Here is a 26247-nt window from a genome sequence, read left to right as displayed (position 1 = left end):
GCGGACGTTTCCAGATCGGGGCGGGGATGATACCACAGCAAAACCCGAGACAGCGGTGGTTGCGAAATAGGCACCCCGGTATAATACGCAGTTCCGTTTTTTCAGCGCCCGCGCGTTTTGCAGTCCCGGCGCAACATCCACCAGATCACGTGAGAATCATGGCGAAGAAGCTGTACATCAAAACCCACGGCTGTCAGATGAACGAGTACGATTCCGCCCGCATGGCGGACCTGCTCAAGTCCGGCGAGGCGGTCGAGATGACCGAGAACCCGGAAGAAGCAGACATCCTGCTGCTGAACACCTGCTCGATCCGGGAAAAAGCCCAGGAGAAGGTGTTCCACCAGCTCGGCCGCTGGAAGAGCCTCAAAAACCGGAAGCCGGACCTGATCATCGGGGTGGGTGGCTGCGTCGCCAGCCAGGAAGGCCAGGCGATTCTTGACCGGGCCCCGTACGTGGACCTGGTGTTCGGGCCGCAGACCCTGCACCGGTTGCCGGACATGATCACCGAAGTACGCATGAAGGGCGACGGGGTCGGCGTGGTGGATGTCAGCTTCCCGGAAATCGAGAAGTTCGACCGGCTGCCAGAGCCGGGCGCCAAGGGGCCGTCCGCTTTCGTGTCCATCATGGAGGGTTGCAGCAAGTACTGCACCTTCTGCGTGGTGCCCTACACCCGGGGCGAGGAGGTCAGCCGCCCGGTGGACGACGTTATCGCCGAAGTGGCGCACCTGGCCAGCCAGGGCGTGCGGGAGGTGAACCTGCTCGGACAGAACGTCAACGCCTACCGAGGCGAAACCCACGACGGCGACACCATGGACCTGGCCGAGCTGATCGAGCTGATCGCCACCATCGACGGCATCGACCGGATCCGTTACACCACATCCCATCCGGTCGAATTCTCCGACGCTCTGATCGAGGTATACGCCAAGGTGCCGGAGCTGGTCAGTCACCTGCACCTACCGGTGCAGAGCGGATCCGACCGCATCCTGGCCGCCATGAAACGCGGCCACACCGCCCTGGAATACAAATCCAAGCTGCGCCGGCTGCGCAAGATCCGCCCGGACATCAGCTTCTCATCCGATTTCATCGTTGGCTTCCCCGGCGAAACCGACAAGGATTTCGAGGACACCATGAAACTGATCAACGACATCGGCTTCGACGTGTCCTTCAGCTTCATCTACAGCCCGCGTCCCGGCACCCCGGCCGCCGACCTGCCCGATGACACCCCCCTGGAAGTGAAAAAACAGCGCCTGGCGATCCTGCAACAGCGCATCAACCAACAGGCCATGGAGATCAGCCGTCGCATGGTGGGCACCACCCAGCGTATCCTGGTCACCGGCCTGTCCAAGAAGGATCCGGGCGAGTACGCCGGCCGCACCGAAAACAACCGGATCGTCAACTTCCGGCACGACAACCCGGAGGTGGTGGGCCACTTCATCGACGTGGAAATCCGGGAGGCGCTGCCCAACTCCCTGCGCGGCGTACCGGTCAATTCCGAACTCTATTGAGGATTCTGGTGAAACCCAACGACAGCAAACAGTTCGATCTGCACCCGGTGGACCCGCGCCGGCTGGCCACCCTGTGCGGCCAGTTCGACGAACACCTGAAAATGGTGGAAAAGCGCCTGAACGTAACCATTGGCCGGCGCGGCCACCACTTTCGGGTCCAGGGCGAGCCCGACCATGTCGCCGCCGCGGTGGAGGTCATCCGGCACCTGTACCGGGAAACCGAAGCCACCGACGACATCTCCCCGGACACGGTGCACCTGTTCATCCGCGAAACCGGCCTGGAGCGGCTGCCGGAAGACGTGCCCTACGACGAGGGGGCGGTCACCGTCATCAAGACGCCGAAGCTGACCGCCAAGCCCCGGGGCCGCAATCAGCAGAAATATGTGCACAACATCCGCACCCACGACATCAACTTCGGGATCGGCCCGGCCGGCACCGGCAAGACCTGGCTGGCGGTTGCCTGCGCGGTCGAGGCGCTGCGGGAGGAACAGGTCAAACGCATCCTGCTGGTGCGCCCGGCGGTGGAGGCCGGTGAAAAGCTTGGCTTCCTACCCGGCGACCTGGCCCAGAAAGTCGACCCCTACCTGCGCCCCCTGTACGATGCCCTTTACGAAATGTTGGGCTTCGATCAAGTCACCCGTCTGATCGAGAAAAGCGTCATTGAGATCGCACCGCTGGCGTTCATGCGCGGGCGCACTCTGAATAACGCCTTCATCATCCTGGACGAAAGCCAGAACACCACCCGGGAACAGATGAAGATGTTCCTGACCCGGATCGGCTTCGGCTCCACGGCCGTCATCACCGGTGACACCACCCAGGTGGACCTGCCCCGGGGTCAGCACTCCGGCCTGATCCACGCGGCCAGCGTGCTGGGCAAAGTGCCCGGCATCGGCTTCACCCGCTTCGACGCCCGCGACGTGGTCCGCCATCCTCTGGTGCAGCGCATCGTGGAGGCCTACGATGCCTTTGACGACGGAGGCATGCCCACGCCATGAGCCATCCGCTGACGGTGGATTTCCAGAATGTCTACGAGGGCGAAGGCGTACCCGAACCAACCCGCTTCCAGCACTGGGCGCAAGCCGCTTGGCTGGCCGGGCACCCGTCCGAGGTGACCATTCGCATCGTCGGCGCCCTTGAAAGCCAGACCCTGAATCACCAATATCGGGGCAAGGACAAGCCGACCAATGTGTTGTCCTTCCCATTTGAGGCACCAGCGGGTATAACGGTGCCATTGGTCGGGGATCTGGTCATCTGCGCCCCGGTGGTGGAGCGGGAGGCCCGCGAGCAGGGCAAGGACCCGGAGGCCCATTGGGCGCATATGGTGATCCACGGCATGCTGCACCTGCAGGGCTATGACCACATACACGATGACGACGCCGAGGTCATGGAAGGCCTCGAAATCCGGCTGATGAGACAGCTCGGATACAACAACCCCTACGAAGCAGAGGAACCGGAACCAGACTCATGAGCGACGATCACTCGAGTCGCGGCCAGGGCGGCAAGTCCTGGCTGGAGCGCATTTCACAGGCCTTTTCCAGCGGGCCGGAGTCCATCGAGGACGTGCTGGAGATCCTTCGGGACGCAGAGTCCCAGAACATCATCGACACCGATGCCATGAGCATCATCGAAGGCGCCATGCAGGTCATCGACATGCGGGTCGAGGAAATCATGATTCCCCGCTCCCAGATGGTGACCGTCAAGGCGTCCCAAGAGCCCAAGGAGTTTCTGGGCGAAATCATAGCTTCGGCCCACAGCCGGTTCCCGGTGATCGGCGACAGCCCCGATGACGTCATCGGCATCCTCCTGGCCAAGGATCTGCTGCCCCTGGCCCTGAACAACGAACTGAACTGGCCCCACATCCGGGAAATTCTGCGTCCCCCCACGTTCGTCCCCGAAAGCAAGCGACTGAACCAGTTACTCAAGGAATTCAAGGAGAACCGCAACCACATGGCCATCGTGGTCGATGAATACGGTGGCACCGCGGGACTGATCACCATCGAGGATGTGCTGGAGCAGATTGTCGGCGAAATCGAAGACGAGCACGATTTCGACGAAGAGACCAACATCAAACCCAGGGGCGACGACACCTTCGCCGTCAAGGCCGCCACGCCGATCGAGGATTTCAATGAGTTTTTCGGGACCGACCTGGACGAGGAAGAGTTCGACACCATTGGCGGCGTGATTCTGAAAGAGTTTGGCCACCTGCCCAGACGGGGCGAAACGGTTGAATTGGGCGGTTTGCGCTTTACCATAGCCAACGCCGACAACCGAGTCATCCGTCTGCTGCAGGTAACCCGAAGTGACACCTAACCCCCCCCCTCGCCCGCTGACCGGCGTGCTGAATACACAACCCTGGCTGGGTGCCGCGGCCCTGTTGGCCGCCGGCGCCCTGCAAACCCTGACCTTCGCCCCCTTTGACCAGTGGTGGCTGGGCCCCCTGTCGATCCTGCTGATTCTGTGGATCACCCTGCCCGTCGCGCCACACCGCCTGTTCCTCGCCGGCTGGCTGACCGGCCTGGGACTGTTCGCCAGCGGCGCCAGCTGGGTATACATCAGCATCAGCGAATACGGCAACACCTCGGTCCCCCTGGCGATTCTGCTCACCGTGCTGTTCGTCATGGGGCTGGCCCTGTTTCACGCCCTCGCTTTCTGGTTCTGGGGTAAGCTGGCCAGCCACAGCCCGGTGCGCCGGCTGATCCTGTTTCCGGCTGTCTGGGTGCTCGGTGACTGGCTGCGCGGCTGGCTGCTGACTGGCTTTCCCTGGCTATACCTGGGCACCGCCCACACCGACGGCCCCCTGGCGGGGCTCGCCCCGCTGGTGGGTGTGCACGGCATCACTTTCTGGATCGCCACCACCGGAGCGGCCCTGTACGGCAGCCTCTGGCTGTGGCTGACACAGCGCCGGCGGGCGGCGGGGACCACCCTGGTATTGTCCCTGCTGCCCTGGTTCTGCGCGCCGCTCCTGTACCGAGTGGACTGGACCGACCTCAGTGACGAGACGGTGTCCGTGGCGGCCATGCAGGGCAATATCCCGCAGCAGATTAAGTGGGACCCGGATTTCTTGAAGGAGCAGATCGTCACCTACCTGACAATGACGGAGCCCCACTGGGACGCCGACCTGATCCTGTGGCCGGAAACCGCCATTCCCATTCCCCAGGACCAGGCCGGCAGCCTCATTGAGCACATTGCCGGCCGGCTCGGTGATCACGGCACCTTGATCACCGGCATCCCCTGGTACGGGTTCAGCGACCGCCGGGAAGACTTCACCTTTCACAACAGCATCATGGCCATCGGCAACGGCGAAGGCATCTACCACAAGCAGAAGCTGGTGCCCTTCGGCGAGTATGTGCCACTGGAAGGTCTGTTGCGGGGGCTGATCGGCTTCTTCGACCTGCCCATGAGCAGCTTTACCCCAGGACCGGCGCACCAGCCCCCCCTGCGAGCCAACGGGCTGAAGGTGATGCCCTTCATCTGCTACGAAGTGGCCTATCCGGATTTCGTGGCGTTTAACAGCCGTCACAGCGACCTGCTGCTGACCATCAGTAACGATGGCTGGTTCGGCGACTCGATCGGCCCGCTCCAGCATTTGCAGATGGCCCGCATGCGGGCCCTGGAGACCGGTCGCTACCTGCTGCGCGGTACCAACAACGGCGTCACCGCAATCATTGACCACAAGGGCCGTATCCGTCAGCGCATTCCCCAGTTCGAGCGCGCCACCCTGGTGGGCCAGGTCCGTACCGCCACCGGCAGTACCCCCTACATGCAAACCGGCTCCTGGCCGGTGCTCACCCTGGCGCTGATCCTGGTGGTGTTCGTCCGGGAGCGGCAGATCCCGAACGCCACGCCGGCGGCCTGAGCCGCTACCCGTCCTTGCGCGGCCAATGGCTGGTGACCCGCTCGTAGTAGTGGGAACCGCAGGCCTCGCAGGGCTGCAGGTGGCTGGTCCGGGTCAGGCACAGCATGTGACTGCAGTTCAGGCACCGGAACATGCCCGCGGTGGCCACCTCGCCGGAGATGTAATGACCGGCGTCGTCGTTGTCCAGCTTCTGCTGCAGCTCCAACGTGTCCACCAGCGTCCGGTCCGCCACCGACAGCAGACTGTCGGCCAGCTGTCGTTCCAGCAGCGACAGGTCCAGCTGCAGCCACTCTTTGAGCCCTTCCCCGGTTTCGTCCACGAAGTGCAGCAGGTGTCGGAGATCCCGCTCCAGATAGGCGCCCAACAGGTCCGCCTCCTCGCGGGTCATTTCCTCCAGCTCGTACTCGAATTCAACCGCCTTCTGGATTTCCTCCTCCAGAGTCTGGAGGGACGTTTCCCGGGCCTCCCTCAGCCGTTGCTGGACTCGCTCCAGCATCCGGTCATACGCCTCCAGGGCTTTGCCGGACAGGTGGTTGCGCTGGGATTCGGTCATAACCACTCCTTCTTTCCGATGCGGGGGATTTCCCTTTCCTAGCATGGCACAGGATGGCGGCTTTGGCAGACTACCTGTGGCGTCCAGTGTGCGCTAGAATACTCGGCCCCTCCGACTATCGATCTGACACAGGGTGACTTTGGTAATGGCAGGAATGGACGAGCAATACAATCCCCGTGACGTAGAGCAGACCGCCCGTGAATTCTGGGAACGGAACGAAACCTTTAAGGTGAAGGAAGAGCCGGGCAAACCCAAATACTACTGCCTGTCCATGTTCCCCTACCCCAGTGGCAAGCTGCACATGGGGCACGTCCGTAACTACACCATCGGCGACGTAATCGCGCGCTACCAGCGCATGCAGGGCAAGAACGTGATGCAGCCCATGGGCTGGGACGCCTTCGGCCTGCCCGCCGAGAACGCCGCCATTGCCAACAAGACTGCGCCGGCCAAGTGGACCCGAGCCAACATCGACTACATGAAGAAGCAGCTCAAGCAGCTGGGCTTCGGCTATGACTGGAGCCGAGAGCTGGCCACCTGCGACCCGGACTATTATCGCTGGGAGCAGTGGTTCTTCGCCCGCCTCTACGAAAAAGGGCTGGTGTACAAAAAGATGGCCACGGTGAACTGGGACCCGGTGGACCAGACCGTGCTGGCCAATGAGCAGGTGGTGGACGGCCGGGGCTGGCGCTCCGGAGCCCTGGTCGAACAGAAAAAAATTCCCCAGTGGTTCATCCGCATCACCGATTACGCCGAGGAACTGCTGAACGACCTGGACGAGCTGGACGGCTGGCCGGAGCAGGTCAAGACCATGCAGCGCAACTGGATCGGCAAGTCCGAAGGGGTGGAGCTGACCTTTCCGCTGAAGGACCGCGATGCCGGTCTGACCGTCTACACCACCCGCCCGGACACCCTGATGGGGGTCAGCTACATGGCCGTCGCCGCCGAGCATCCCCTGGCCAAGGAAGCGGCGGAACGTCACCGTGACGTGGCGGAGTTCGTCAAGGAGTGCAAGAACAGCACAGTGGCCGAGGCCGAACTCGCCACCATGGAGAAAAAGGGCATCGACACCGGCTTCAAGGCCATCCACCCGCTGACCCAGGAAGAAATTCCGGTGTGGATCGCCAACTTCGTGCTGATGGACTACGGCACCGGCGCGCTGATGGCCGTGCCCGCCCACGACGAGCGCGACCACGAGTTCGCCGTCAAGTACCGCCTGCCCATCAAACAAGTCATCGCCCCACTCGATGGCCGTGACATCGATGTCCAGGAAAAAGCCTTCACCGAGAAAGGCGTACTGGTGTCCTCCGGCCGGTACAGCGGCCTGACCAGCGAACAGGCATTCGAGGACATCGCCCTCCATCTGGAGGAAAAAGGCATCGGCAAGCGCACCGTCAATTACCGTCTGCGGGACTGGGGCGTTTCCCGGCAACGGTACTGGGGCGCCCCCATTCCCATGATGACCCTGGCCGACGGCACCGAGATGCCCGTCCCCGACGATCGCCTGCCGGTGCGCCTGCCGGAGGACGTGGAAATGGACGGCGTGCAGTCACCCATCAAGGCGGATCCGGAGTGGTGCAAAACCGAATACAACGGCCAGCCGGCCACCCTGGAGACCGACACCTTCGACACCTTCATGGAGTCCTCCTGGTACTACGCCCGATTCTGCAGCCCCAACTATGACAAGGGCATGCTGGACCCTGCCGCCGCCAACTACTGGCTGCCGGTGGACCAGTACATCGGCGGCATTGAGCACGCCATCCTGCACCTTCTGTACGCCCGCTTCTTCCACAAACTGCTGCGCGACGTCGGCCTGGTGACCAGCTCCGAGCCCTTCAAACGCCTGCTTACCCAGGGCATGGTGCTGGCCGAGACCTACTACCGGGAAGACGAAAAAGGCAGCAAGACCTGGTACAACCCCGCCGACGTCACCGTCGAACGGGACGCCAAGGGGCAGGTGGTCCGCGCCATTCTCAAAACCGACGGCCAGCCGGTGGAGATCGGGGGCGTCACCAAGATGTCGAAGTCCAAGAACAACGGCATTGATCCCCAGGCCATCATCGACCAGTACGGCGCCGACACCGTGCGCCTGTTCATGATGTTCGCGGCACCACCGGAGCAGTCCCTGGAGTGGTCCGACAGTGGCGTCGAGGGCGCCCACCGTTTCCTCAAGCGCCTGTGGCGTCTGGTCCATGAACACGTGGCCGGCGGATCGGTGCCGGCACTGGATGTCGCTGCCCTGAACGACGCTCAGAAGGACCTCCGCCGCAAGACTCACGAAACCATCGCCAAGGTCAGCGACGACATCAGCCGCCGGCTCACCTTCAACACCGCCATCGCTGCAGTGATGGAGCTGCTCAACGACGTCGGCAAACTGACCGGCGACGAGCCGCAGACCCGGGCCGTGCGCCAGGAAGCGCTGGACGCGGCGGTGCTGGTGCTGTCCCCGATCGTCCCGCACATCTGCCATCAGCTGTGGTACAGCCTGGGCCACGAGCAGCCGGTGGTCGACGCCCCCTGGCCCGAGGCGGACGAAAGCGCCATGGTGCGCAGCCAGATCCAGGTGGTGCTGCAGGTCAATGGCAAGGTCCGGGGCAAAGCCGAGGTACCGGCCGGGATTGACAAGGGCGAACTCGAAGCCCTGGCCCTGGCCCATGAAAACGTCCGGCGCTTCACCGAGGGCAAAACCGTGCGCAAAGTCATCGTGGTGCCCGGCAAACTGGTCAACGTGGTGGCCAACTGACCATGTCCTCCGGCCCTTCCCTGACACGCCGGATCATCCGGGTCCTGCCCCTGGCACTGATGCTGCTGGCCACCGGCTGCGGTTTTCAGTTGCGGGGCAGCTCGCCGGTGCCCCCGGCACTGCAACCGCTGGCCGTGGTGTGCGACCGCCAAGTCCCGGAGCCCCTGTGCCAGGCCGTGCGGGAGCAACTGGAGCTGGGACGGGTCCAGGTGCAGGACGCGACGGAGGCCGCCTACATCCTGACCCTGGACGACTTCCGCCAGGATCGCAGAGCAACCGCCATCACCGCCCGGGGCTCGGCGGCTGAGTACCGCCTGAGCCAGTCACTGCGCATGTCGGTCCGTACCGCCGACCAGGTTCCGCTGCTGGCCGGCGCCGAGCTGGTGGCCCGGGAAAGCTATCGTTACGATGAAACCAATGTCCTGGCCAAGCAACGGGAACAAGAAGAGCTGGAGCGGCAGCTCCATGACCGGCTGGCCCAGCAGGTGCTGTTCCGTCTGGCCCCGCTGACCGAGGCCCGGATACGCGACCTCCGGCAAGCGCACGAAGCCCCATGAAGGCACAGCCCGCCCAGTTGCCCCAGCTGCTCAAGAAAGGCTTGGCTCCGGTATACTTGGTTTCGGGCGACGAGCCCCTGCTGGTGCAGGAGTGCTGCGACCAGATCCGGCAGGCTGCCCGAGACGCCGGTTTTCGCGACCGTCTCACCTTTCACGCCGATCACCAGCTGAACTGGAACACCGTGGCGGACGAGTGCAACGCCATGTCGCTGTTCGCGGAAAAACGCCGCATTGAGATTCACCTGCCCACCGGTAAACTGGGCGACGGCCGTGCGGTCATGGAACGAGTGCTGGCGCAACCGCCGGAAGACATCGTGCTGCTGCTGATCAGCGCCAGGCTGGATGCCGCCGAAACCAAGCGCAAATGGTACAAGGAACTCCAGAACAAAGGCGTGCACATACCGGTCTGGCCCATCGATGCCGACAAGTTCCGGGGCTGGCTGCAGGAACGCGCCGGGCGCCAGGGCCTGCACCTGACCCGGGGTGCCCTGGATATGCTCGCCGAGCGCCTCGAAGGCAACTTGCTGGCCGCAAGCCAGGAACTGGACCGGCTGTCGCTGCTGAGCAACGGCAACACCATCGACGAGGACACCATCGAACAGGCGGTTCTGGACAGCTCCCGCTTCAGCGGTTTTGAGCTGGTGTCTGAGCTGCTGGCCGGCCGCGCCGCGCATGCCGCGAAAATCATCGGCGTACTCCAGCAGGAAGGGGAAAATCCCCTGGGCCTGCTGGCTGTCCTCAGCCGCGACCTCAACCTGCTGCTGGAGCTGCGTGCGTCCGGTCAGGACAGCCCGGCGGCCTTTCTCAAGAAACGGGGCGTATTCCAACCCCAGCGGGCCCGGGTACTGGAACGGGCCAGCCGCCGCCTCAGCCAGCGGCAACTGCAGCAGGCTCTTGCCCTGTGCAGCGAGATCGACCGCGCGGCCAAGGGCTTTGACGACCTCGGCCCCTGGCATTACCTGCGCGACCTTGCCGTGCTGCTGGCCGGTCAGACCGCTCAGAGAGTGACCTGAATCAATCCCCGGGTACAAGGACACCGGCCTGGCCCCGCCGTCACTTGACAGCCTTTTCCTTTCCAGCGCATGGTAGCTCCACGACACGACGTCAACGCAAGGAGGGGCTTGCCATGAGCATCCAAGACGAACTCAAGAAGCTGTCGGAAAAAATCAAGCAGTACCGGGACGAAGCGCGAGTTCAACTGCATCTGGCTCGGGAAGACATCAAGGACGAGTGGGATGACCTCGAACAGGACTGGGAACGCTTCCGCAGCAAGCTGGACAAGATTCTGCACAACACCGAGGACGCCAGCCAGGAAGCCCGCCAGACGGCGCGGCAGCTGGGCGAAGACCTGAAAAGCGGTTACCAGAAGATTCGTGACAAACTGAAGTAATCTGTTAACAGGTTAACAGTCCGCCACAAATTTCTACCTTTGAGGCTCTCCCCTGGAGAGCCTCTGTGTCATACTTCGCATTATCGAAAGCAAAAAGCGTCATAATTTTGACTGCCCGACCCGGGATCCGGCAACGCCGTTCCCGTGTACGCGGGCAACTTTCGAATGCTCAGAGGTATCCGTGGCGTATGAAAAAGCTCACAATAACAATCTCCACCCTTTTCCTTCTCATCACCGCCGGCACGGTCATTGGCCAGAACACCCGCTTCAGTGATCCCGCGACGGTCATCAGGGATCAGTTCTGGGGCAAGCTCTACGCCGATGGTGGGCGCTCGTTCTTCTGTGACGCCCCCTTCACCCACAAGGGCTTCATCATGACCGACGGCTACGTGTACCCCTTGGCGGATATCCGTACAGCTCTGGATTGCGGAACCTCGCGGCAGTGTGAAAAGGACGATCGCTACCGGCAGATCGCGTCCGACCTGCACAACATGGTCCCGGTCCGGAGCCGCATCGAGATGCAGCGTCGCAGCGTTCGCTACGACAACGTCGGCAACACCGTACAACCGGATGAGTGCGGCATCCGCGTCAGCGCCCAGTTTTTCGAACCACCGGAGCGGGTCAAGGGTGACGTGGCACGCACCGTCGCCTATATGGTGGACACCTACGGTCTGCCCTGGCTGGGTGCCAGCGCCATCCTGAAACAGTGGAACCGGCTGGATCCGCCGGATGATTCCGAACTGACCCGGCACCGCCGAATTGCCGAGATCCAGGGCAACGAGAATCCCTTCGTCACCCACCCGGAGCGAATGGAGACCCTGTGATTTCAGGGCCGGGTAACGCGCTCCCCCAGACGAAAAAGGCAGGTCCGAAGACCTGCCTTTTTACACCGTTATTCCGTCCTGGAATCAGAACTCCTCGGCGCTCAGGGCCATCATGGCTTCGCTGCCGCTACGGATGCTCTCCGCCAGGGACACGGTTTTTGGCAACAGGCGTTCGAAATAGAAGCGGGCAGTCTTGAGCTTGCCGGAATAGAAGCCCGAGCGGTCGCCTTCCGCCTTCGGAGCCGCCGCCTTCACCATTCTCGCCCACATATAGCCGAGTGCGGTCAGGCCGAACAGATCCAGATAATCCACCGAGGCGGCCCCCACTGCATTGGGGTTTTCCGCCGCCTGGGCCAGGACATGCTCGGTGACGTCATCCAAACGCTCCACCGCAGCCGCCAGGGGCTCCAGGAACGGACGCAGCGCCTCGTTGTCGCGGTTGTCCTCCAGGAAACGGGTGACGTCCTGGGCGAAGAGTTCGTAGAGCTTGCCCTGGCTTCCGACCACCTTGCGGCCCATCAGGTCCAGTGCCTGGATGCCGTTGGTTCCCTCATAGATCTGGGTGATCCGGCAGTCCCGAACCAGCTGTTCCTGCCCCCACTCGCGGATGAAGCCGTGGCCACCGAAGATCTGCTGGCCCAGGATACAGCTTTCCAGGCCACGATCGGTCAGGAACGCCTTGGCCACCGGTGTCAGCAGCGCGACCATGCCCTCGGCGTAGGTCCGCCGTTCATCGTCGTCGGAGTATTTGGAAATATCCAGCCACTGCGCCACGTAGGTGGAAAACGCCCGGCCACCTTCCACGTAGGACTTCATGGTCAGCAACATGCGCCGCACGTCCGGATGCACGATGATCGGATCCGCCACCTTGTCCGGCTGCTGCGCCCCGCTGGGTGCACGGCTCTGCAGGCGGTCCAGGGCATAAGCCCGGGCGTTTTGCAGCGAGGCCTCGGCGGCGCCGATACCCTGGATACCGACACCCAGACGCTCGTAGTTCATCATGGTAAACATGGCCGCCAGACCCTTGTTCTCCTCACCGACCAGCCAGCCCTTGGCACCGTCGAAGTTCATGACGCAGGTGGCGGACCCCTTGATGCCCATCTTTTTCTCGATGGAACCGCAGCTAAGCCGGTTACGCTCCCCCAGTGACCCATCCTCGTTGACCAGGAATTTAGGAACCAGGAACAGGGAGATGCCCTTCGGCCCCTTGGGTGCGTCGGGCAGCTTGGCGAGCACCAGGTGGATGATGTTCTCCGCCATGTCGTGCTCACCCCAGGTGATGAAGATTTTGGTGCCCGTAATGCGGTAGGAACCGTCATCGTTAGGCTCGGCTTTGGTCCGGATGATGCCCAGGTCGGTGCCTGCGTGCGGTTCGGTCAGGTCCATGGCGCCGGACCAGGTGCCCGCGTACATATTGGGCAGGTATTTCTCTTTCAGTTCCTGGCTGCCGTGGGCATCCAGCGCCAGGCAGGCACCGGCGGTCAGCATCGGCGCCAGGCCGAATGCCATGTTGGCGCCCTGCATCATTTCCTCGAACTGGGCCACCAGGGTCTTGGGCATGCCCATACCACCAAATTCCGGGTTGCCGCCAAGGCCGTTCCAGCCACCCTCGACAAGGGTCTGGTAGGCTTCCTTGAAGCCTTCCGGCGCGGTCACTACGCCCTCATGCCACTGGCAACCCTGCTCGTCCCCCTCGCGGTTCAGGGGCGCCAGCACACTGCTGGCGATCTTGCCTGCCTCTTCCAGAATCGCGTCAGCGGTTTCAGGATCGACGTTCTCTGCCACTTTCGGAAGGGACGCCCACAGGGAAGGCGCGTCGAAGACTTCATTCATGACGAAGCGAATGTCACGTAACGGTGCCTGATATTCAGCCATTCCAAACTCTCCAAAAAATTTCAGTCAGTCGTTACAGGTGCGGGGCAACCGGTTCGGGCGCCGGACCTGATGGGCTATGTGTCCGCTGAAAGTTGTTTTTTTGTGGGCCGGTATTCTACCGCAAAGCCCGGGTGATCTCATGAAAAAAGCCCGGCTCCTGAGAGCGCGGGCTTCTGGTTCATATGGTCTTGCCGGAACCCACGCCTCAGAAAGCGAAGGCTTCCTCTGGCATGTCCAGCAGAGTGTCGGCGCCGGCCAGCATGGCTTCCGCGTGCGCCTTGGTCCGGGGCAGAATGCGCTTGAAGTAGAACCGCGCCGTCTGCACCTTGGCGTTGTAGAACATTTCCTCGGTGGTGCCATCGGCCATCTTGTCCAGCGCCACCTTGGCCATGCGGGCCCACAGATAGGCGAACACGGCGTAGCCGGAGTACATCAGGTAGTCGACCGAGGCCGCACCGACTTCCTCCCGGTTTTTCATGGCGGTCATGCCGATCTTCATGGTCAGCTCGCCCCACTCTTTATTGATGGCGGCCAACGGCTCGATGAATTCCTTGAGCTGCGCGTTATCGGCGTTCTCCTTGCAGAACAGGTGCACCTGCTTGGTGAACAGTTTCAGCGCCTCGCCCTGGGTCATCAGCACTTTCCGACCCAGCAGGTCCAGCGCCTGAATGCCGGTGGTGCCTTCATAGATCATGGAGATCCGGGCGTCACGCACGTTCTGCTCCATGCCCCACTCGGAAATGTAGCCGTGGCCACCGAACACCTGCAAACCCAGGTTCGCCGCCTCGTAGCCAATCTCGGTCAGGAAGGCCTTGGCGATGGGCGTCAGGAAGCCCAGTAGGGCGTCCGCCGCCTTGCGCTCTTCCTCGCTCTTGCCCGCATGCACGATATCCACCTGCTGGCCGGCCAGATAGATCAGCGCGCGGGCGCCTTCGGCCACGGCTTTCTGGGTCAGCAGCATGCGGCGCACGTCCGGATGCACGATGATCGGATCGGCCGGGCCCTCCGGGTTTTTCGGGCCGCTCAGGGAGCGCATCGCCAAGCGTTCCTTGGCATAGGCCAGGGAGCCCTGGAACGCCAGCTCGGCGGAGCCCAGGCCCTGGATCGCGGTGCCGATACGGGCCGTGTTCATGAAGGTGAACATGCAGTTCAGCCCCTTATTCTCGGGACCGATCAGCCAACCCTTGGCGCCGTCGAAGTTCATGACGCAGGTGGCGTTGCCGTGGATCCCCATCTTGTGTTCGATGGAACCACAGGACACGGCATTGCGCTCGCCCGCGGAGCCGTCTTCGTTCGGCAGGCGCTTGGGTACGATGAACAGGGAAATGCCTTTGGTGCCTTCCGGGGCGCCCGGCAGCCGGGCCAGCACGATGTGCACGATGTTCTCGGCCATGTCGTGCTCGCCGGCGGAGATAAAGATCTTGGTGCCGGTGATGCTGTAGCTGCCGTCGGGGTTCGGTTCGGCCTTGGTGCGCAGGGTTCCCAGATCGGAGCCACAGTGCGGCTCGGTCAGGCACATGGTGCCGGTCCACTCACCGCTGATCAGCTTGGTCAGGTACACCTGTTTTTGCTCTTCGGTGCCATGCGCCTCGATGGTGTTGGTGGCACCGTGGCTCAGGCCCGGATACATGCCCCAGGACCAGTTGGCGGTGCCCACCATTTCACTGATCACCAGGCCGATGGAATGAGGCAGACCCTGCCCGCCGTAGGTGGGATCCGCGGTCATGGACGGCCAGCCGCCTTCAACGTACTGCTGGTAGGCTTCCTTGAAGCCGGTCGGGGTTTTCACACCGTCCTCGCTCCAGGTGCAGCCTTCGCGGTCGCCCACCGGGTTCAGCGGAGACAGTACCTGTTCACAGAACTTCGCACCCTCCTGGATGATGGCGTCCACCATATCCGGGGTTGCGTCTTCCGCACCTTCCAAATTGGCGTAATGCTGCTCGCTGTTGAGCAGCTCGTTCATGACGAATTTGATATCACGCAGGGGCGCTTTGTACTCAGGCATGGAATCCACCTCGGTTTTCGGTGCCGGCTGAGACGAATCTGCAGCCTTTGGCCTTGGTTTTCCCAGGCACCGCGGCGACCCCGCCACGGCGCAAATTAAACAGCTGTTTGAAACATACGTTTACAGATGCGAAATTGTCAATAGGGCAAGCAAAAATTTGTTGTTGGGAAAAGCGCACGGCCGCACCGTTCCACCCCGTGTGGACCCGGCGCTGGCTGGAAATCACGGGCAGGACGACCCGGTTGCGGGAGGAACAAGACAAGAAACTGAAGGGAAGCATCGGCGGCGGTACCGAACCGCCACCCGCAGGCGCTCAGGCCCGAATATCGAGCAGTGTGCCCAGGGTTTCGTCCGCGACTTTGACCACCTGAGCGGAAGCTTCGACACTGCGCTCGTACAGTTTGAGGTCCAGTATGGGCTCAATCAGGTCCGTGGCCCCGTCCGCACTGCCCCGGGGACCGTCCAGACCGCCCCGGGCGATCTTACGGGCCGCGCTCTCCATGCCGGCCATGCTCTCCTGAATGCCCTGAATCCCAGCGGCCAAGGTGTTGTTGATCATAAGACGACGTCCGGTAACTGCCCTGTCCACCAGTAAGCCATAACATTGTTCACTTTTCAAACAGAACCGTCAGATCCAGGGCGTCGGCGAGAACCGCCGGGGCAGCGTTTTCCAGCCAGGGCAGGACGCCAAGGCACGGAGCCCCCAGATGCCCCCGCAAGTAATTCAGAGTCTCCGACTCGTTGGCCATGATCTCCGGGGCCGGCCGGTCGGCCACCCAACCCGCCAGTGTCAGGCCGTCGGCCCGGATGGCCTCGGCGGTCAGCAGGGCGTGGTTGATGCAGCCCAGGCGCAGTGCCACCACCAAAATCACCGGTGTGCCCAGCGCCCTTGGCACCGCCGCGTAGGTTTCCCGCTCATTCAGCGGCACTCGCCAGCCACCGGCGCCCTCGATCAGCATCAGATCGGCCGGGCGAGTCTGCAGCCCCCGGCAAAACCCCACCAAACGCTGCGCCGACAGAGATCGGCCGGCCTCGGCGGCGGCCACGTGAGGCGCAATCGCCGGCGCCAAGGCCACCGGGTTCACTTGCTCATAGGGCAGAGATTCGGTCATGGCCGCCTGCAGGATCAGCGCGTCCTCGTTCCGCAACCCGTCCGGCGTCATGTCGCAGCCGGAAGCCACCGGCTTGATTGCCAGGGTACGCATGCCCCGGGCTTTCGCCGCCTCCAGCAGAGCCGCCGACACGAGGGTTTTGCCGACACCGGTATCGGTGCCGGTCACGAAGTAGCAGGTCTTTGCCATTATGGGATCCTTCTGTTGAACGCTCAGCGTGCCGACCAGTACACCCAGCCGGCCCGATAGGATGCCAGGACACCATCACCGTCCGCGACCGGGTAAGCCCGGACCATGGCCCGGAACCGGCCCGGTGCCGTCAGCGAGCGGCGACGACCGTCTCCCTTGAAAGTGGCACCCAAGCCCTTGAGTTCGCGGTTCAGGGCCATTGGCGAATCGTAGGGCAGGCGTAGGGTCTCGGCGACACAGTCAGCCCCCGGCAAGACGCCGGTCACGGTCGTACGCCAGCATGTCTCGGGAACAAATTCGTTGACATGGGGCCGCCCCGGATCGGCCACCGCCCAGGCTTGCCGTAGCTCGCTCAGGGTACCCTCCAGCAGGGTGGATAACGCCAGCCAGCCCCCCGGACGCAGCAGCCGTCGGCACTCGGACAGCACCTGCTCCGGCTCGGAGCACCACTGGATCATCAGGTTGCTGAATACCAGGTCAAAGCCCCCGCTGACAAACGGCAGGGCTTCGGCGTCTGCGGCCAGAAACGCCGCGCCGCCGCCGGCTCGGGCACGGCTGACCATCCCTTCGGCAAGGTCGGCACCGACGATGACGGCGTCGGGATAGCGCCGCGCCAGAGCCCGGGAAAACCAGCCAGTACCACACCCCAGGTCCAGGATACGCAGTGGCGATGCGCGCTCCGCCGACAGCCGCTCCAGCATCCGCATGCCCATCATCCGTTGTAACCGGGACGCCTGTTCATAGGTGGTCGCAGCGCGGCCAAAGTCGCTGGCGATGTCCCGCTTGTCGGCCCTGGTGGGGCATGGCTCCCAATCACCGGGCCGCTCCGGCATCATGCCCATGAGCGGACACCCGAGCAGGGCAGCCCCGAACGGCATTCGGCCAGTGCATCCAGCAGACGATCCACCTGAGCCGCCTGATGCGCTGCGCTGAGCGTTACCCGCAGGCGAGCCTCCCCCGCCGGTACGGTCGGGGGCCGGATGGCGGTGACCAGGATCCCCCGCGCTTCCAGCGCCCGGCTCAGTGCCAGGGCGGTGTCGTTGTCACCCACCAGGATCGGCTGGATCGGGGTCTGGGACGGCATCAGGGTATAACCCAGGGCCGACGCCCCCTCCCGGAAGCGCCGTACCAATCCCGCCAGGTGCGATCTCAGGTCGTCGCCTTGCACCACGGCCTCGAGATTGGCCCCGATCGCCACCGCCAGCGCCGGCGGCATCGCCGTGGTGTAAACGTAGGTGCGCGCTTTCTGGACCAGGTATTCAGTCAACCACTCGGGGCCGGCGACGAAGGCACCACTGCCACCGGCGGCCTTGCCCAGTGTTCCGACCAGCACCGGCACGTCCTGTTCCGACAGTCCCGCAGCCAGCACACTGCCCCGCCCCTGCGGGCCCAGCACCCCCAACCCGTGGGCGTCGTCCACCATCAAAAGGGCATCGTGACGCTGGCAGACCCGGGCCAACGCCCGCAATGGGGCAACGTCGCCGTCCATGCTGAATACCCCGTCCGTGACCACCAGCTTGTGTCCAGGGGTTTGAGCCAGCTGGACTTCCAGGGCGGAAACGTCACCATGGGCGTAACGCCGGACGCGGGCCCGGCTGAGGATGCAGCCGTCAATGATGGAGGCGTGGTTGAGGCGGTCCGAGAAGATGGTGTCGCCGCGACCCGCCAGGGCCGATATCACGCCGAGGTTCGCCATATAGCCGGTGGAAAACAGCAGTGCGGACGACCGGCGGGTAAACGCCGCCAGCTGGCCTTCCAGTCGATGATGGGCCTCGTGATGGCCGCAGATCAGATGCGAGGAGGCGCCGCCCAGGCCGGCATGCTCCAGCGCCCGCGCCAGTGCCTCCCGGGCCTCCGGGGCATTGGCGAGACCCAGGTAATCATTGCTGCAAAACGACAGCAGCGGCTGACCTTCCACGGTCAGGGACGGCTGCTGGGGCCCCGAGACCTGCCGCCGGCTTCGATACAGCCCGGCCCGCTTGCGCTCCTCGATCTCGCGCAGGAAATCACGCATGGTCTCAGGCGGACTCACGGGTGGCGTCGTAGAACAGATGGCGTGTTGCCTCGTATTCCACCGCCTCGGTGAGGGCCGCGGCTTCCTCGGCCTCGGTGGTGCACTGGGTCCGCCGCTCGGGGCGAATCCCCAGGCGCCGGAACAGGCGCATGTCGGCGTCGGCCTCGGGGTTTGAGGTGGTCAGCAGTTTTTCCCCGTAGAAGATGGAATTCGCCCCCGCCATGAAACACAGGGCCTGCATCTGTTCATTCATCTGCTCACGCCCGGCGGACAGCCGCACATGGGAAGCCGGCATCATGATCCGTGCCACCGCGATGATGCGGATGAAGTCGAAGGGGTCCATGTCCTCTACGTCTTCCAGGGGGGTTCCCTTCACCTTCACCAGCATGTTGACCGGCACGCTTTCCGGATGCTGAGGCAGATTGGCGAGCTGAACCAGCAGGCCAATGCGATCGTCCTCGTCCTCGCCCATCCCCAGGATACCGCCGCAACAGACCTTCATGCCGGCCTTGCGCACGTTTTCCAGTGTTTCCAGGCGGTCCTGGTAGGTCCGGGTGGTGATGATGTGGTTGTAGTATTTCTCAGAGGTATCCAGGTTGTGGTTGTAATAGTCCAGCCCCGCCTCGGCCAGGGCCCGGGCCTGCTCTTCCCCAAGCATGCCCAGCGTCATACAGGTCTCCAGACCGAGAGATTTCACCTGGCGGACCATTTCCAGCACATAGGGCATGTCCTTGCGTGACGGACTGCGCCAGGCCGCGCCCATACAGAACCGGGAGGCGCCCTTGTCCCGGGCGGCCCGAGCTTCAGCCACCACCTTCTCAATTTCCAGCAGCTTTTCCTTTTCCAACCCGGTGTTGTAGTGGCCGCTTTGCGGGCAATACTTGCAATCTTCAGGACAGGCACCGGTCTTGATGGACAGCAGCGTGCTCACCTGCACCTCATTGGGATCGAAGTACTGCCGATGGACCGTCTGGGCGCGGAACAGCAGGTCATTGAACGGCAGTTCAAAAAGGGCACGGGCTTCTTGGAGCGTCCAGTCGTGACGCGGTTCTGTGGCAGTCATGGTCGGGTCCTGTTAACCTGTTCAGGTCTTTTGGTTTACGGATGAACCCGATGATAAAGGGACTGACCCTGCTGTCAACCAGGATTAAACAAAAGGTTAACAGCGCGCTTCTGACCGAACGCTGCGTCAGCTGCCTCGCCCCGACCACCGATCACGGCCTGTGCGCCGCCTGCCGCAGCGATCTGCCTGCCAACACCCCGGCCTGCCCACGCTGTGCCCTGCCCTTACCGGACAGCGCCACGGGGCTGTGTTGTGGCGACTGTCTGCGTGACCCGCCCCCGTTTGCCCGGGCACGCATTCCCTGGCGCTATGAGTTTCCGGTGGACCGCATGATCGGCCGGTACAAGTATCAGGGCCAGCGCAAGTATGGACGCCCACTGATGGCTGGCTTGGCCCGTCACCTGGAGGAGGCGTTGGCCCGAGAACCCGACTGCCGGCCGGAGGCACTGATCGCCGCCCCTATGCACCCGGCCCGCCGGCGTCAGCGCGGCTTCAACCAAGCCCAGGATCTGGCCGAATATCTGGGGCGGGCACTCGACCTGCCGGTGCTGCGGGGCCGGGTTCATCGCACCCGGCGAACGCCCACGCAGCGGGGCCTGGACCGGGCCGGACGCCTGGCCAACCTGAACGACAGCCTTACCCTGACGGGCGAGCCGCCCGCCTCGGTCGCGATCGTGGACGACGTGGTCACCACGGGTGCCACCGCCCGGGCTCTGGCGAGTCTGCTGAAATCGGCGGGAACACAGCGGGTGGAGCTCTGGGCCCTGGCCCGCACACCCGCCCCCGTCAGTCCGCGGCCACATCCAGCAGTGACCCCACCCGCCGAGCAATGGCCAGACTGGCGGTGAGGCCGGGGGATTCGATACCGAACAGGTTGACCAGCCCCGGCACCCCGTGTGTCGCCGGACCGTCGATGCGAAAATCGAAAAAGCCGCCGTCCGGCCCGGTCAGCTTGGGCCGGATTCCCGCGTAGGCCGGCTGCAGACGGCCGGGGTCCAGCGCCGGCCACCAGCGCCGGATACCGTCGGCAAACGCCCGGGCTCGCGCCGGGTCCACCCGGTAGTCCTCCCGCTCGATCCATTCGACATCCGGCCCGAACCGCGCCTGCCCCGCCAGATCGAGGGTCAGGTGCACCCCCAACCCACCCACCTCGGGCACCGGGTAGATCAGGCTATCGAACGGATGACGGCCGGTGTAAGAGAAGTACACACCCCGGGCCAGCCATTGCCGGGGCCGCTGCTCCGGCGGCAGCCCGTGCCAGCGCGCCGCCAGGGCCGGAGCGCCCAGACCCGCAGCATTCACTACCTCGCGCGCCACCAGCACGCAGGGCGTCGCGCCCCCCACTTCGAGCCGGTGCCGCCCCGCCCCGCTGTCCGCGGTCAGTACCGGCGATTGCAGCACCAGCTGGCCGCCCGCGGCCTCCAGATCCGCCAGCAGCGACACCATCAGTCCGTGCGAGTCGACAATCCCGGTTGCCGCGGACCAGAGCGCGGCCCGGACCCGGACCCCGGGCAACCGCCGGGCAACGTCTCCGCCGTCCCGCCACGCCAGAGCCACGCCGTTTTTCGCAGCGGCTTCCCGAAGCCCGGCCAGGGTGTCGAGCTGGGCCTCGTGGGTGGCGACGATCCACTTGCCGCACTGGCGATGACCAACCCCATGTTCCCGGCAATAGGTGTACAACAGTTGCCGCCCCTCGACGCACAATCGGGCTTTCAGCGTCCCCTCAGGGTAGTAGATACCGGCGTGAATCACCTCGCTGTTGCGGGACGAAATACCCTCGCCAAACCGGCTACCGGCCTCCAGCAGCAGGACCTCCCGCCCCCGCCGCGCCAGTTCCCGAGCCACCGCCAAGCCAACCACGCCGGCCCCGATCACCACGGTCTGTACCTGGTATTCCTCGCTCATAGGCTCTATCCTGCACGCTCCTTGGGATTGTCCACATTAGCGCAAAGCACCGGGCGGTCAAACCGGGAGCGTCCGTAATCGCGCGGATTACGCCCGGACGCCGAGCGGGTATAATGGCGCACACGTTTTTCGCCGATCGCAGCCTCATGAACCAAGCCAGCCATCCCTACGATACACTTACCCCGGACGCCATTCTTGATGCCCTGGAGGCCGAGGGATTTGCGGTCAGCGGGCGTCTGTTCGCCCTTAACAGCTACGAAAACCGGGTCTATCAGGTCGGTCTCGACGAAGGCGCACCGGTGATTGCCAAGTTTTATCGGCCGGGACGGTGGAGCGAAGCGGCACTGCGGGAGGAGCACACATTCAGCATGGAAGCCGTAGCGGCGGGGATTCCGGTGGTGGCACCACAGCCTCTGGCCGACGGCGACACTCTGGGCCGGCACGGCGATTTCTGGTTCGCGGTGTTCCCACAGCGGGGCGGACAGGCCCCGGATACCAGTGTCACTGACACCCTATACCGACTCGGGCAATGGCTGGGCCAACTGCATACTGTTGGTGCCCGCCGACGGTTCCAGCACCGCCCAACCCTGGACCTGCTGGCGGGCCTCGAGGCCAACCACCGTTTCCTGCGCGATGGTCCCTGGATTCCCGAGGACCTCCGTCCAGCCTGGGACAGCCTCCTCTCCGACCTGATGGCGTTGTGCGCCGCCCGGCTCGACGAGGCGGGCCCGGTTGAGGCGCTGCGTCTGCACGGCGACTGCCACGCGGGCAACATCCTCTGCCGGGACGAACACATGCTGTTCGTGGATCTGGACGACTGCCTGTCCGGGCCCGCGATCCAGGACATGTGGCTCCTGCTCAACGGTGAGGACAACGACCGCGGCGCCCAGCTCGCCGAGCTGCTTGAGGGCTACGAAATGTTCCGGGACTTCAACCGCCGGGAGCGGCACCTGATCGAGCCTCTGCGCTGCTACCGGCAAATCGCGCACTGCGCCTGGCTGGCCCGTCGCTGGGACGACCCGGCCTTTCCCAAATACTTTCCCTGGTTCGGGCAGCCGCGTTTCTGGTCGGAGCAGATCCTGGCGTTGCGCGAGCAGATGGCGGCACTGCAGGCCCCGGCCATCGATATTCCGGGTCAGTATTGAGACCCGCCACTCACCGTTACAACGAGGTAGGCATGAGCCAAAGCGAAGCCCGTTACAGCGCCCGCAGCCTGATTCTGACCGCCGTGATTACCGTGGTGGTCACCGTCCTGGCGCTTGAGAGTGCCGGCAAAATCGACCACTCGGACAACAAGGATCACGTGCCGGTGGGCGATTTCCAAGCCGTTCATGTGACCCCGGACGAACCCTACCGAATGTCCCCCAAGGCGTCGGAGCTGCACGCGGTGTGCCAGGATGGCTACCTGGCCATCGCCGCCGACGCGGATCCTTCGTTCCGGGGCATTCTCGTTGACTACAAGAACCGTGGCGTGCGCTGCCGCCGGCCCTCTCCCACGGCACCGGCAGTTCCGGCCAGGGAGCCCGGCGATGACTGATTCCCGCAAGCGCCAGCCACCGGAACAGGCGACCGACCGTCTGTTCGCCACCGAACGCAAGCCCGAGGAATTCCGATTCGACGCCTCGGTGGCCCGGGTGTTCCCCGACATGATTCGCCGCTCCGTGCCGGGCTACACCACCATCATCCCAATGATTGAAGTAATCACCGAGCAGTACGCGCAACCCGGCTCCCACTGCTACGATCTGGGCTGTTCCCTCGGCGCCTCCACCCTGGCCATGCGCCACGGCATTCCGTTTGCCGACTGCCACCTGTTCGGAGTGGACAACTCCCCGGCAATGATCGAACGCTGCGAACATTACATCGCCCTGGACGACTCGCCGGTCCCGGTAACCCTGCGCTGTGAGGATATCCTCGACACCGAGCTGAGCAATGCCTCGGTCACTACCCTGAACTTCACACTGCAGTTCATTGCCCCGGCACAGCGGGCCGGCCTGCTCCAGCGCATCGCCGAGGCCACCCGGCCGGGCGGTGTGCTGATTCTGTCGGAAAAACTGTGCTTCGAATCCGAGCAGGAGCAGGAAATCCAGACGCGGCTGCACCACGCTTTCAAGCGCGCCAACGGCTATTCCGACCTGGAAATCAGCCAGAAACGCACCGCGCTGGAGCAGGTGCTCATACCGGAAACCCTGGCACAGCATCAGGAGCGCCTGCGAGCCGCCGGCTTCGACCAGGTGCTGCTCTGGTATCAGTGCTTCAACTTCACCTCCCTGCTCGCCATCAAGACACCATGACGACCGTAGCCACGACACCGTCCTTCGACTGGCGGCGCCAGTTCCAGGCGCTGTTTGCCGACCTCGCCGCCCAGGGACGGCCGGACTGGGTCCAGCAGCTGAACACTCAGCTCCGGTACCGCTTCGACGAGAACCCCCACGGCGACCTGCCCCGATGGCTGGAAGCCCTGGCGACACTGCCGGAGCTCGACGGCGTCCGGGCCAGCTTCGACACCGATACCGTCACCCTCAGCCGGGACGCTGCCCTGTCCGGGGCCCAGGCGGAGCGCCTGGAGCGGGGGCTGCGGGGCCTGATGCCCTGGCGCAAGGGCCCGTTCCGGTTTTTCGACACCTTCATCGATACCGAGTGGCGCTCAGACTGGAAATGGCAACGGGTGGCCCCCCACCTGTCGGACCTGCGCGACCGCCAAGTGCTCGACGTCGGTTGCGGCTCGGGCTACCACTGCTGGCGGATGTACGGCGCTGGCGCCCGGCGGGTCGTCGGCATCGATCCGGGCCTGCTGTTCCTGTTCCAATTTTTGAGCGTCAAACGCTATCTGGGGGAGGTGCCGGTGGATCTGCTGCCGGTGCGAATGGAGGATCTGCCGGCGGACCTGGAGGCCTTTGACACCACCTTTTCCATGGGAGTGCTGTATCACCGCCGCTCCCCGATCGACCACCTGCTGGAACTCAAGGGCACCCTGCGCCGGGGCGGTGAACTGGTGCTGGAAACCCTGGTGGTCGACGGCCCGGAGGGTTACACCCTGATGCCGGAGGACCGCTACGCGCAAATGCGCAACGTCTGGTTCCTGCCCAGCTGCGACACGCTCCTGCGCTGGCTCCAGCGTACCGGCTTCCGGGACGCCCGGGTGGTCGATGTCACGGTGACCACTCCCGAGGAGCAGCGCAGCACCGACTGGATGCGCTTCAACTCTCTAAGGGATTTCCTGGATCCGGCCGACCCATCCCGGACCCTCGAGGGCTACCCCGGCCCCAAGCGGGCCACGGTCATCGCCACCAAACCCTGAAACCGCCACCCAAAAGCCCCGCCTTGGCGGGGCTTTTGGGGGCTAACCGGCGTCACTCGCCAAACGGGTGCCGCAGGATGATGGTCTCGACCCGGTCCGGGCCGGTGGAGATGATGTCGATCGGAGCCTCAATCTGCTCTTCCAGGAAGCGGATGTACGCCCGAGCGTTCTCCGGCAGCTGGTCGATGCTGGTCAGGCCAACGGTGCTCTCACTCCAGCCCGGCAGTTCCTCGTAGACCGGCTCGATGTCCTTGAAGTTGTCGCAACCGATCGGCGGACGGGTCAGCTCGCCGTTCGGAGTCCGGTAGCCCACACACACCTTCACGGTTTCCAGACCATCAAGCACGTCCAGTTTGGTCAGGCAAATCCCGGATACGCTGTTGATCTGGATGGCGTGGCGCAGGGCCACCGCATCGAACCAACCGCAGCGGCGGGAGCGGCCGGTGGTGGTGCCCACTTCGTTGCCCTTGACCGCCAGGTGCTTGCCCATGTCGTCGAACAACTCAGTCGGGAACGGGCCAGAACCCACCCGGGTGGTGTAGGCCTTGGTGATCCCGAGCACATAATCCAGAAACAGAGGGCCAAAACCGGAACCGGTCGCCGTACCGCCTGCGGTGGTGTTGGATGAGGTCACGAAGGGATAGGTCCCCAGGTCGATATCGAGCAACGAGCCTTGGGCGCCCTCGAACAGAATATTCTCGCCCCGCTTGCGGTAGTCATGCAGCATGTCGGTCACGTCCGCCGCCATCGGCAGGATCTCTTCGCCCATGACCTTGAGCTCTGCCAGGGCCGCGTCAATGTCTTCCGGCTCTTCCTTGTAGTACTCGGTCAGGACAAAGTTGTGGAAGCTCATGATTTCCCGCAGCTTGGCTTCAAAGTCCACCGGGTTGCACAGGTCCCCCAGGCGCACGCCCCGACGTGACACCTTGTCTTCGTAGGCCGGGCCGATGCCCCGGCCAGTCGTGCCAATCTTGTCGTTGCCACGGGCACGCTCCCGGGCCTGATCAATGCGCACGTGGGTGCGCAGGATGATCGGGCAGGCCAGGCTGATTTTCAGCCGTTCCCGAACCGCGACACCGCTGGACTCCAGTTCCCGGACTTCCTTGAGCAGGGCCTCAGGCGACAGCACCACGCCATTGCCGATCAAGCACTGAACGTCCTGGCGCAGAATGCCGGACGGGATCAGGTGCAGGGCCGTTTTCTTGCCCTCGATGACCAGGGTGTGCCCGGCGTTGTGCCCCCCCTGAAAACGAACCACGGCCGCGACCTTGTCGGTCAGCAGGTCGACAATCTTGCCCTTGCCTTCATCACCCCACTGGGTGCCCAGCACAACTACGTTCTTGCCCATGATGCTCTCTCAA

Annotated in this window: 25 protein-coding genes; 15 read left to right on the top strand and 10 right to left on the bottom strand. The window is 63.9% G+C overall.

What is annotated here, in order from left to right; genetic code table 11:
• The first annotated feature begins 158 nt into the window (after positions 1 to 158).
• From miaB to lnt, 5 genes are read left to right on the top strand one after another with little or no spacing between them, the layout of a single operon-like run.
• Positions 159 to 1505: a tRNA (N6-isopentenyl adenosine(37)-C2)-methylthiotransferase MiaB gene (gene miaB, locus BTO32_RS00360; protein ID WP_076722464.1), complete on the top strand. Its 1347-nt coding sequence runs from the start codon at positions 159 to 161 to the stop codon at positions 1503 to 1505.
• An 8-nt stretch (positions 1506 to 1513) separates the two neighbouring features.
• On the top strand, positions 1514 to 2500 hold the full coding sequence (locus tag BTO32_RS00355) for a PhoH family protein (protein ID WP_076722463.1): 987 nt from the start codon (positions 1514 to 1516) through the stop codon (positions 2498 to 2500).
• Positions 2497 to 2973, top strand: coding sequence for an rRNA maturation RNase YbeY (ybeY, locus tag BTO32_RS00350; RefSeq protein WP_076722462.1), 477 nt, complete (start codon positions 2497 to 2499; stop codon positions 2971 to 2973). Before BTO32_RS00355 ends, ybeY begins: the two co-directional genes overlap by 4 nt.
• The gene (locus BTO32_RS00345; protein ID WP_076722461.1) at positions 2970 to 3815 is read left to right on the top strand and encodes a CorC family transporter; all 846 of its coding nucleotides are present in this window, start codon (positions 2970 to 2972) and stop codon (positions 3813 to 3815) included. Before ybeY ends, BTO32_RS00345 begins: the two co-directional genes overlap by 4 nt.
• Positions 3805 to 5361: an apolipoprotein N-acyltransferase gene (gene lnt / locus BTO32_RS00340; RefSeq protein ID WP_076722460.1), complete on the top strand. Its 1557-nt coding sequence runs from the start codon at positions 3805 to 3807 to the stop codon at positions 5359 to 5361. Before BTO32_RS00345 ends, lnt begins: the two co-directional genes overlap by 11 nt.
• 4 nt (positions 5362 to 5365) lie before the next feature.
• Here lnt and BTO32_RS00335 read toward each other — a convergent pair whose 3' ends face one another.
• Positions 5366 to 5914, bottom strand: a complete 549-nt coding sequence (locus tag BTO32_RS00335; protein ID WP_076722459.1) for a zinc ribbon-containing protein — start codon at positions 5912 to 5914, stop codon at positions 5366 to 5368.
• Positions 5915 to 6068: 154 nt separating this feature from the next.
• On the opposite strand from BTO32_RS00335, the gene leuS reads away from it, so the two are divergent.
• The 5 genes from leuS (at position 6069) to BTO32_RS00310 (ending at position 11425) form a co-directional block, all read left to right on the top strand.
• Positions 6069 to 8654 carry a leucine--tRNA ligase gene (leuS, locus tag BTO32_RS00330; protein WP_076722458.1) on the top strand — a complete coding sequence of 862 codons (2586 nt, stop codon included), beginning with the start codon at positions 6069 to 6071 and terminating at the stop codon, positions 8652 to 8654.
• A gap of 2 nt (positions 8655 to 8656) precedes the next feature.
• Positions 8657 to 9211: an LPS-assembly lipoprotein LptE gene (locus BTO32_RS00325; RefSeq protein WP_076722457.1), complete on the top strand. Its 555-nt coding sequence runs from the start codon at positions 8657 to 8659 to the stop codon at positions 9209 to 9211.
• Positions 9208 to 10224 carry a DNA polymerase III subunit delta gene (holA, locus tag BTO32_RS00320; protein ID WP_076722456.1) on the top strand — a complete coding sequence of 339 codons (1017 nt, stop codon included), beginning with the start codon at positions 9208 to 9210 and terminating at the stop codon, positions 10222 to 10224. The genes BTO32_RS00325 and holA overlap by 4 nt, the downstream gene beginning before the upstream one ends.
• Positions 10225 to 10337: 113 nt before the next feature.
• Positions 10338 to 10601: a hypothetical protein gene (locus BTO32_RS00315; protein WP_076722455.1), complete on the top strand. Its 264-nt coding sequence runs from the start codon at positions 10338 to 10340 to the stop codon at positions 10599 to 10601.
• A 188-nt stretch (positions 10602 to 10789) separates the two neighbouring features.
• Positions 10790 to 11425, top strand: coding sequence for an endonuclease (locus BTO32_RS00310; RefSeq protein WP_076722454.1), 636 nt, complete (start codon positions 10790 to 10792; stop codon positions 11423 to 11425).
• Between the two features lie 84 nt (positions 11426 to 11509).
• Here BTO32_RS00310 and BTO32_RS00305 read toward each other — a convergent pair whose 3' ends face one another.
• From BTO32_RS00305 to bioB, 7 genes are all read right to left on the bottom strand, one after another.
• Positions 11510 to 13300 carry an acyl-CoA dehydrogenase C-terminal domain-containing protein gene (locus BTO32_RS00305; RefSeq protein ID WP_076722453.1) on the bottom strand — a complete coding sequence of 597 codons (1791 nt, stop codon included), beginning with the start codon at positions 13298 to 13300 and terminating at the stop codon, positions 11510 to 11512.
• Between the two features lie 205 nt (positions 13301 to 13505).
• Positions 13506 to 15305: an acyl-CoA dehydrogenase C-terminal domain-containing protein gene (locus BTO32_RS00300; RefSeq protein WP_076722452.1), complete on the bottom strand. Its 1800-nt coding sequence runs from the start codon at positions 15303 to 15305 to the stop codon at positions 13506 to 13508.
• Positions 15306 to 15618: 313 nt separating this feature from the next.
• Positions 15619 to 15864: a flagellar biosynthesis protein FlgE gene (locus tag BTO32_RS00295; RefSeq protein WP_076722451.1), complete on the bottom strand. Its 246-nt coding sequence runs from the start codon at positions 15862 to 15864 to the stop codon at positions 15619 to 15621.
• Between the two features lie 49 nt (positions 15865 to 15913).
• The gene (bioD, locus tag BTO32_RS00290) at positions 15914 to 16606 is read right to left on the bottom strand and encodes a dethiobiotin synthase (protein ID WP_076722450.1); all 693 of its coding nucleotides are present in this window, start codon (positions 16604 to 16606) and stop codon (positions 15914 to 15916) included.
• Positions 16607 to 16629: 23 nt separating this feature from the next.
• Entirely contained in the window at positions 16630 to 17448 is an 819-nt protein-coding gene (gene bioC / locus BTO32_RS00285; protein WP_076722449.1) for a malonyl-ACP O-methyltransferase BioC, read from the bottom strand.
• A complete protein-coding gene (bioF, locus tag BTO32_RS00280) occupies positions 17439 to 18620 on the bottom strand; it encodes an 8-amino-7-oxononanoate synthase (protein ID WP_076722448.1) in 1182 nt (393 codons plus the stop codon). Before bioF ends, bioC begins: the two co-directional genes overlap by 10 nt.
• Before the next feature lie 4 nt (positions 18621 to 18624).
• Positions 18625 to 19683, bottom strand: coding sequence for a biotin synthase BioB (gene bioB, locus BTO32_RS00275; protein ID WP_076722447.1), 1059 nt, complete (start codon positions 19681 to 19683; stop codon positions 18625 to 18627).
• 41 nt (positions 19684 to 19724) lie between these two features.
• Here bioB and BTO32_RS00270 point away from each other — a divergent pair, with 41 nt between their 5' ends.
• Positions 19725 to 20531 (top strand): ComFC family protein, encoded by an 807-nt coding sequence (locus BTO32_RS00270; protein WP_175618614.1) that lies wholly within the window; start codon positions 19725 to 19727, stop codon positions 20529 to 20531.
• On the opposite strand, the gene BTO32_RS00265 is transcribed toward BTO32_RS00270, so the two are convergent.
• A complete protein-coding gene (locus BTO32_RS00265; protein ID WP_076722445.1) occupies positions 20470 to 21588 on the bottom strand; it encodes an NAD(P)/FAD-dependent oxidoreductase in 1119 nt (372 codons plus the stop codon). The two genes, BTO32_RS00270 and BTO32_RS00265, sit on opposite strands and share 62 nt — an antisense overlap.
• 113 nt (positions 21589 to 21701) lie before the next feature.
• On the opposite strand from BTO32_RS00265, the gene BTO32_RS00260 reads away from it, so the two are divergent.
• Genes BTO32_RS00260 through cmoB form a run of 4 tightly spaced genes read left to right on the top strand, consistent with a single transcriptional unit; the run spans position 21702 to position 24886 of the window.
• Positions 21702 to 22733 carry a serine/threonine protein kinase gene (locus BTO32_RS00260; protein WP_076722444.1) on the top strand — a complete coding sequence of 344 codons (1032 nt, stop codon included), beginning with the start codon at positions 21702 to 21704 and terminating at the stop codon, positions 22731 to 22733.
• 32 nt (positions 22734 to 22765) lie between these two features.
• Positions 22766 to 23125 carry a PA3694 family proteiin gene (locus tag BTO32_RS00255; protein ID WP_076722443.1) on the top strand — a complete coding sequence of 120 codons (360 nt, stop codon included), beginning with the start codon at positions 22766 to 22768 and terminating at the stop codon, positions 23123 to 23125.
• A complete protein-coding gene (gene cmoA / locus BTO32_RS00250) occupies positions 23118 to 23879 on the top strand; it encodes a carboxy-S-adenosyl-L-methionine synthase CmoA (RefSeq protein WP_076722442.1) in 762 nt (253 codons plus the stop codon). Before BTO32_RS00255 ends, cmoA begins: the two co-directional genes overlap by 8 nt.
• The gene (gene cmoB, locus BTO32_RS00245; protein WP_076722441.1) at positions 23876 to 24886 is read left to right on the top strand and encodes a tRNA 5-methoxyuridine(34)/uridine 5-oxyacetic acid(34) synthase CmoB; all 1011 of its coding nucleotides are present in this window, start codon (positions 23876 to 23878) and stop codon (positions 24884 to 24886) included. Before cmoA ends, cmoB begins: the two co-directional genes overlap by 4 nt.
• A gap of 52 nt (positions 24887 to 24938) precedes the next feature.
• Here cmoB and BTO32_RS00240 read toward each other — a convergent pair whose 3' ends face one another.
• Positions 24939 to 26234: an adenylosuccinate synthase gene (locus BTO32_RS00240; protein ID WP_076722440.1), complete on the bottom strand. Its 1296-nt coding sequence runs from the start codon at positions 26232 to 26234 to the stop codon at positions 24939 to 24941.
• Positions 26235 to 26247: the final 13 nt, after the last annotated feature.

The organism is Marinobacter lutaoensis (assembly GCF_001981305.1).
Classification (GTDB): Bacteria; Pseudomonadota; Gammaproteobacteria; order Pseudomonadales; family Oleiphilaceae; genus Marinobacter; species Marinobacter lutaoensis.
Note: the sequence above shows the minus strand (reverse complement) of the source record. Positions and strands in the feature narration are given on the sequence as shown.

What these genes read in the sequence shown, in the direction of transcription:
- miaB (WP_076722464.1), top strand. Translation starts at nt 159, where the DNA reads ATGGCGAAGAAGCTGTACATCAAAACCCACGGCTGTCAGATGAACGAG.
- ybeY (WP_076722462.1), top strand. Translation starts at nt 2,497, where the DNA reads ATGAGCCATCCGCTGACGGTGGATTTCCAGAATGTCTACGAGGGCGAA.
- BTO32_RS00345 (WP_076722461.1), top strand. Translation starts at nt 2,970, where the DNA reads ATGAGCGACGATCACTCGAGTCGCGGCCAGGGCGGCAAGTCCTGGCTG.
- BTO32_RS00335 (WP_076722459.1), bottom strand. Translation starts at nt 5,914, where the DNA reads ATGACCGAATCCCAGCGCAACCACCTGTCCGGCAAAGCCCTGGAGGCG.
- leuS (WP_076722458.1), top strand. Translation starts at nt 6,069, where the DNA reads ATGGACGAGCAATACAATCCCCGTGACGTAGAGCAGACCGCCCGTGAA.
- BTO32_RS00325 (WP_076722457.1), top strand. Translation starts at nt 8,657, where the DNA reads ATGTCCTCCGGCCCTTCCCTGACACGCCGGATCATCCGGGTCCTGCCC.
- holA (WP_076722456.1), top strand. Translation starts at nt 9,208, where the DNA reads ATGAAGGCACAGCCCGCCCAGTTGCCCCAGCTGCTCAAGAAAGGCTTG.
- BTO32_RS00315 (WP_076722455.1), top strand. Translation starts at nt 10,338, where the DNA reads ATGAGCATCCAAGACGAACTCAAGAAGCTGTCGGAAAAAATCAAGCAG.
- BTO32_RS00310 (WP_076722454.1), top strand. Translation starts at nt 10,790, where the DNA reads ATGAAAAAGCTCACAATAACAATCTCCACCCTTTTCCTTCTCATCACC.
- BTO32_RS00305 (WP_076722453.1), bottom strand. Translation starts at nt 13,300, where the DNA reads ATGGCTGAATATCAGGCACCGTTACGTGACATTCGCTTCGTCATGAAT.
- BTO32_RS00300 (WP_076722452.1), bottom strand. Translation starts at nt 15,305, where the DNA reads ATGCCTGAGTACAAAGCGCCCCTGCGTGATATCAAATTCGTCATGAAC.
- BTO32_RS00295 (WP_076722451.1), bottom strand. Translation starts at nt 15,864, where the DNA reads ATGATCAACAACACCTTGGCCGCTGGGATTCAGGGCATTCAGGAGAGC.
- bioD (WP_076722450.1), bottom strand. Translation starts at nt 16,606, where the DNA reads ATGGCAAAGACCTGCTACTTCGTGACCGGCACCGATACCGGTGTCGGC.
- bioC (WP_076722449.1), bottom strand. Translation starts at nt 17,448, where the DNA reads ATGGGCATGATGCCGGAGCGGCCCGGTGATTGGGAGCCATGCCCCACC.
- bioF (WP_076722448.1), bottom strand. Translation starts at nt 18,620, where the DNA reads ATGCGTGATTTCCTGCGCGAGATCGAGGAGCGCAAGCGGGCCGGGCTG.
- bioB (WP_076722447.1), bottom strand. Translation starts at nt 19,683, where the DNA reads ATGACTGCCACAGAACCGCGTCACGACTGGACGCTCCAAGAAGCCCGT.
- BTO32_RS00270 (WP_175618614.1), top strand. Translation starts at nt 19,725, where the DNA reads ATGAACCCGATGATAAAGGGACTGACCCTGCTGTCAACCAGGATTAAA.
- BTO32_RS00265 (WP_076722445.1), bottom strand. Translation starts at nt 21,588, where the DNA reads ATGAGCGAGGAATACCAGGTACAGACCGTGGTGATCGGGGCCGGCGTG.
- BTO32_RS00260 (WP_076722444.1), top strand. Translation starts at nt 21,702, where the DNA reads ATGGCGCACACGTTTTTCGCCGATCGCAGCCTCATGAACCAAGCCAGC.
- BTO32_RS00255 (WP_076722443.1), top strand. Translation starts at nt 22,766, where the DNA reads ATGAGCCAAAGCGAAGCCCGTTACAGCGCCCGCAGCCTGATTCTGACC.
- cmoA (WP_076722442.1), top strand. Translation starts at nt 23,118, where the DNA reads ATGACTGATTCCCGCAAGCGCCAGCCACCGGAACAGGCGACCGACCGT.
- cmoB (WP_076722441.1), top strand. Translation starts at nt 23,876, where the DNA reads ATGACGACCGTAGCCACGACACCGTCCTTCGACTGGCGGCGCCAGTTC.
- BTO32_RS00240 (WP_076722440.1), bottom strand. Translation starts at nt 26,234, where the DNA reads ATGGGCAAGAACGTAGTTGTGCTGGGCACCCAGTGGGGTGATGAAGGC.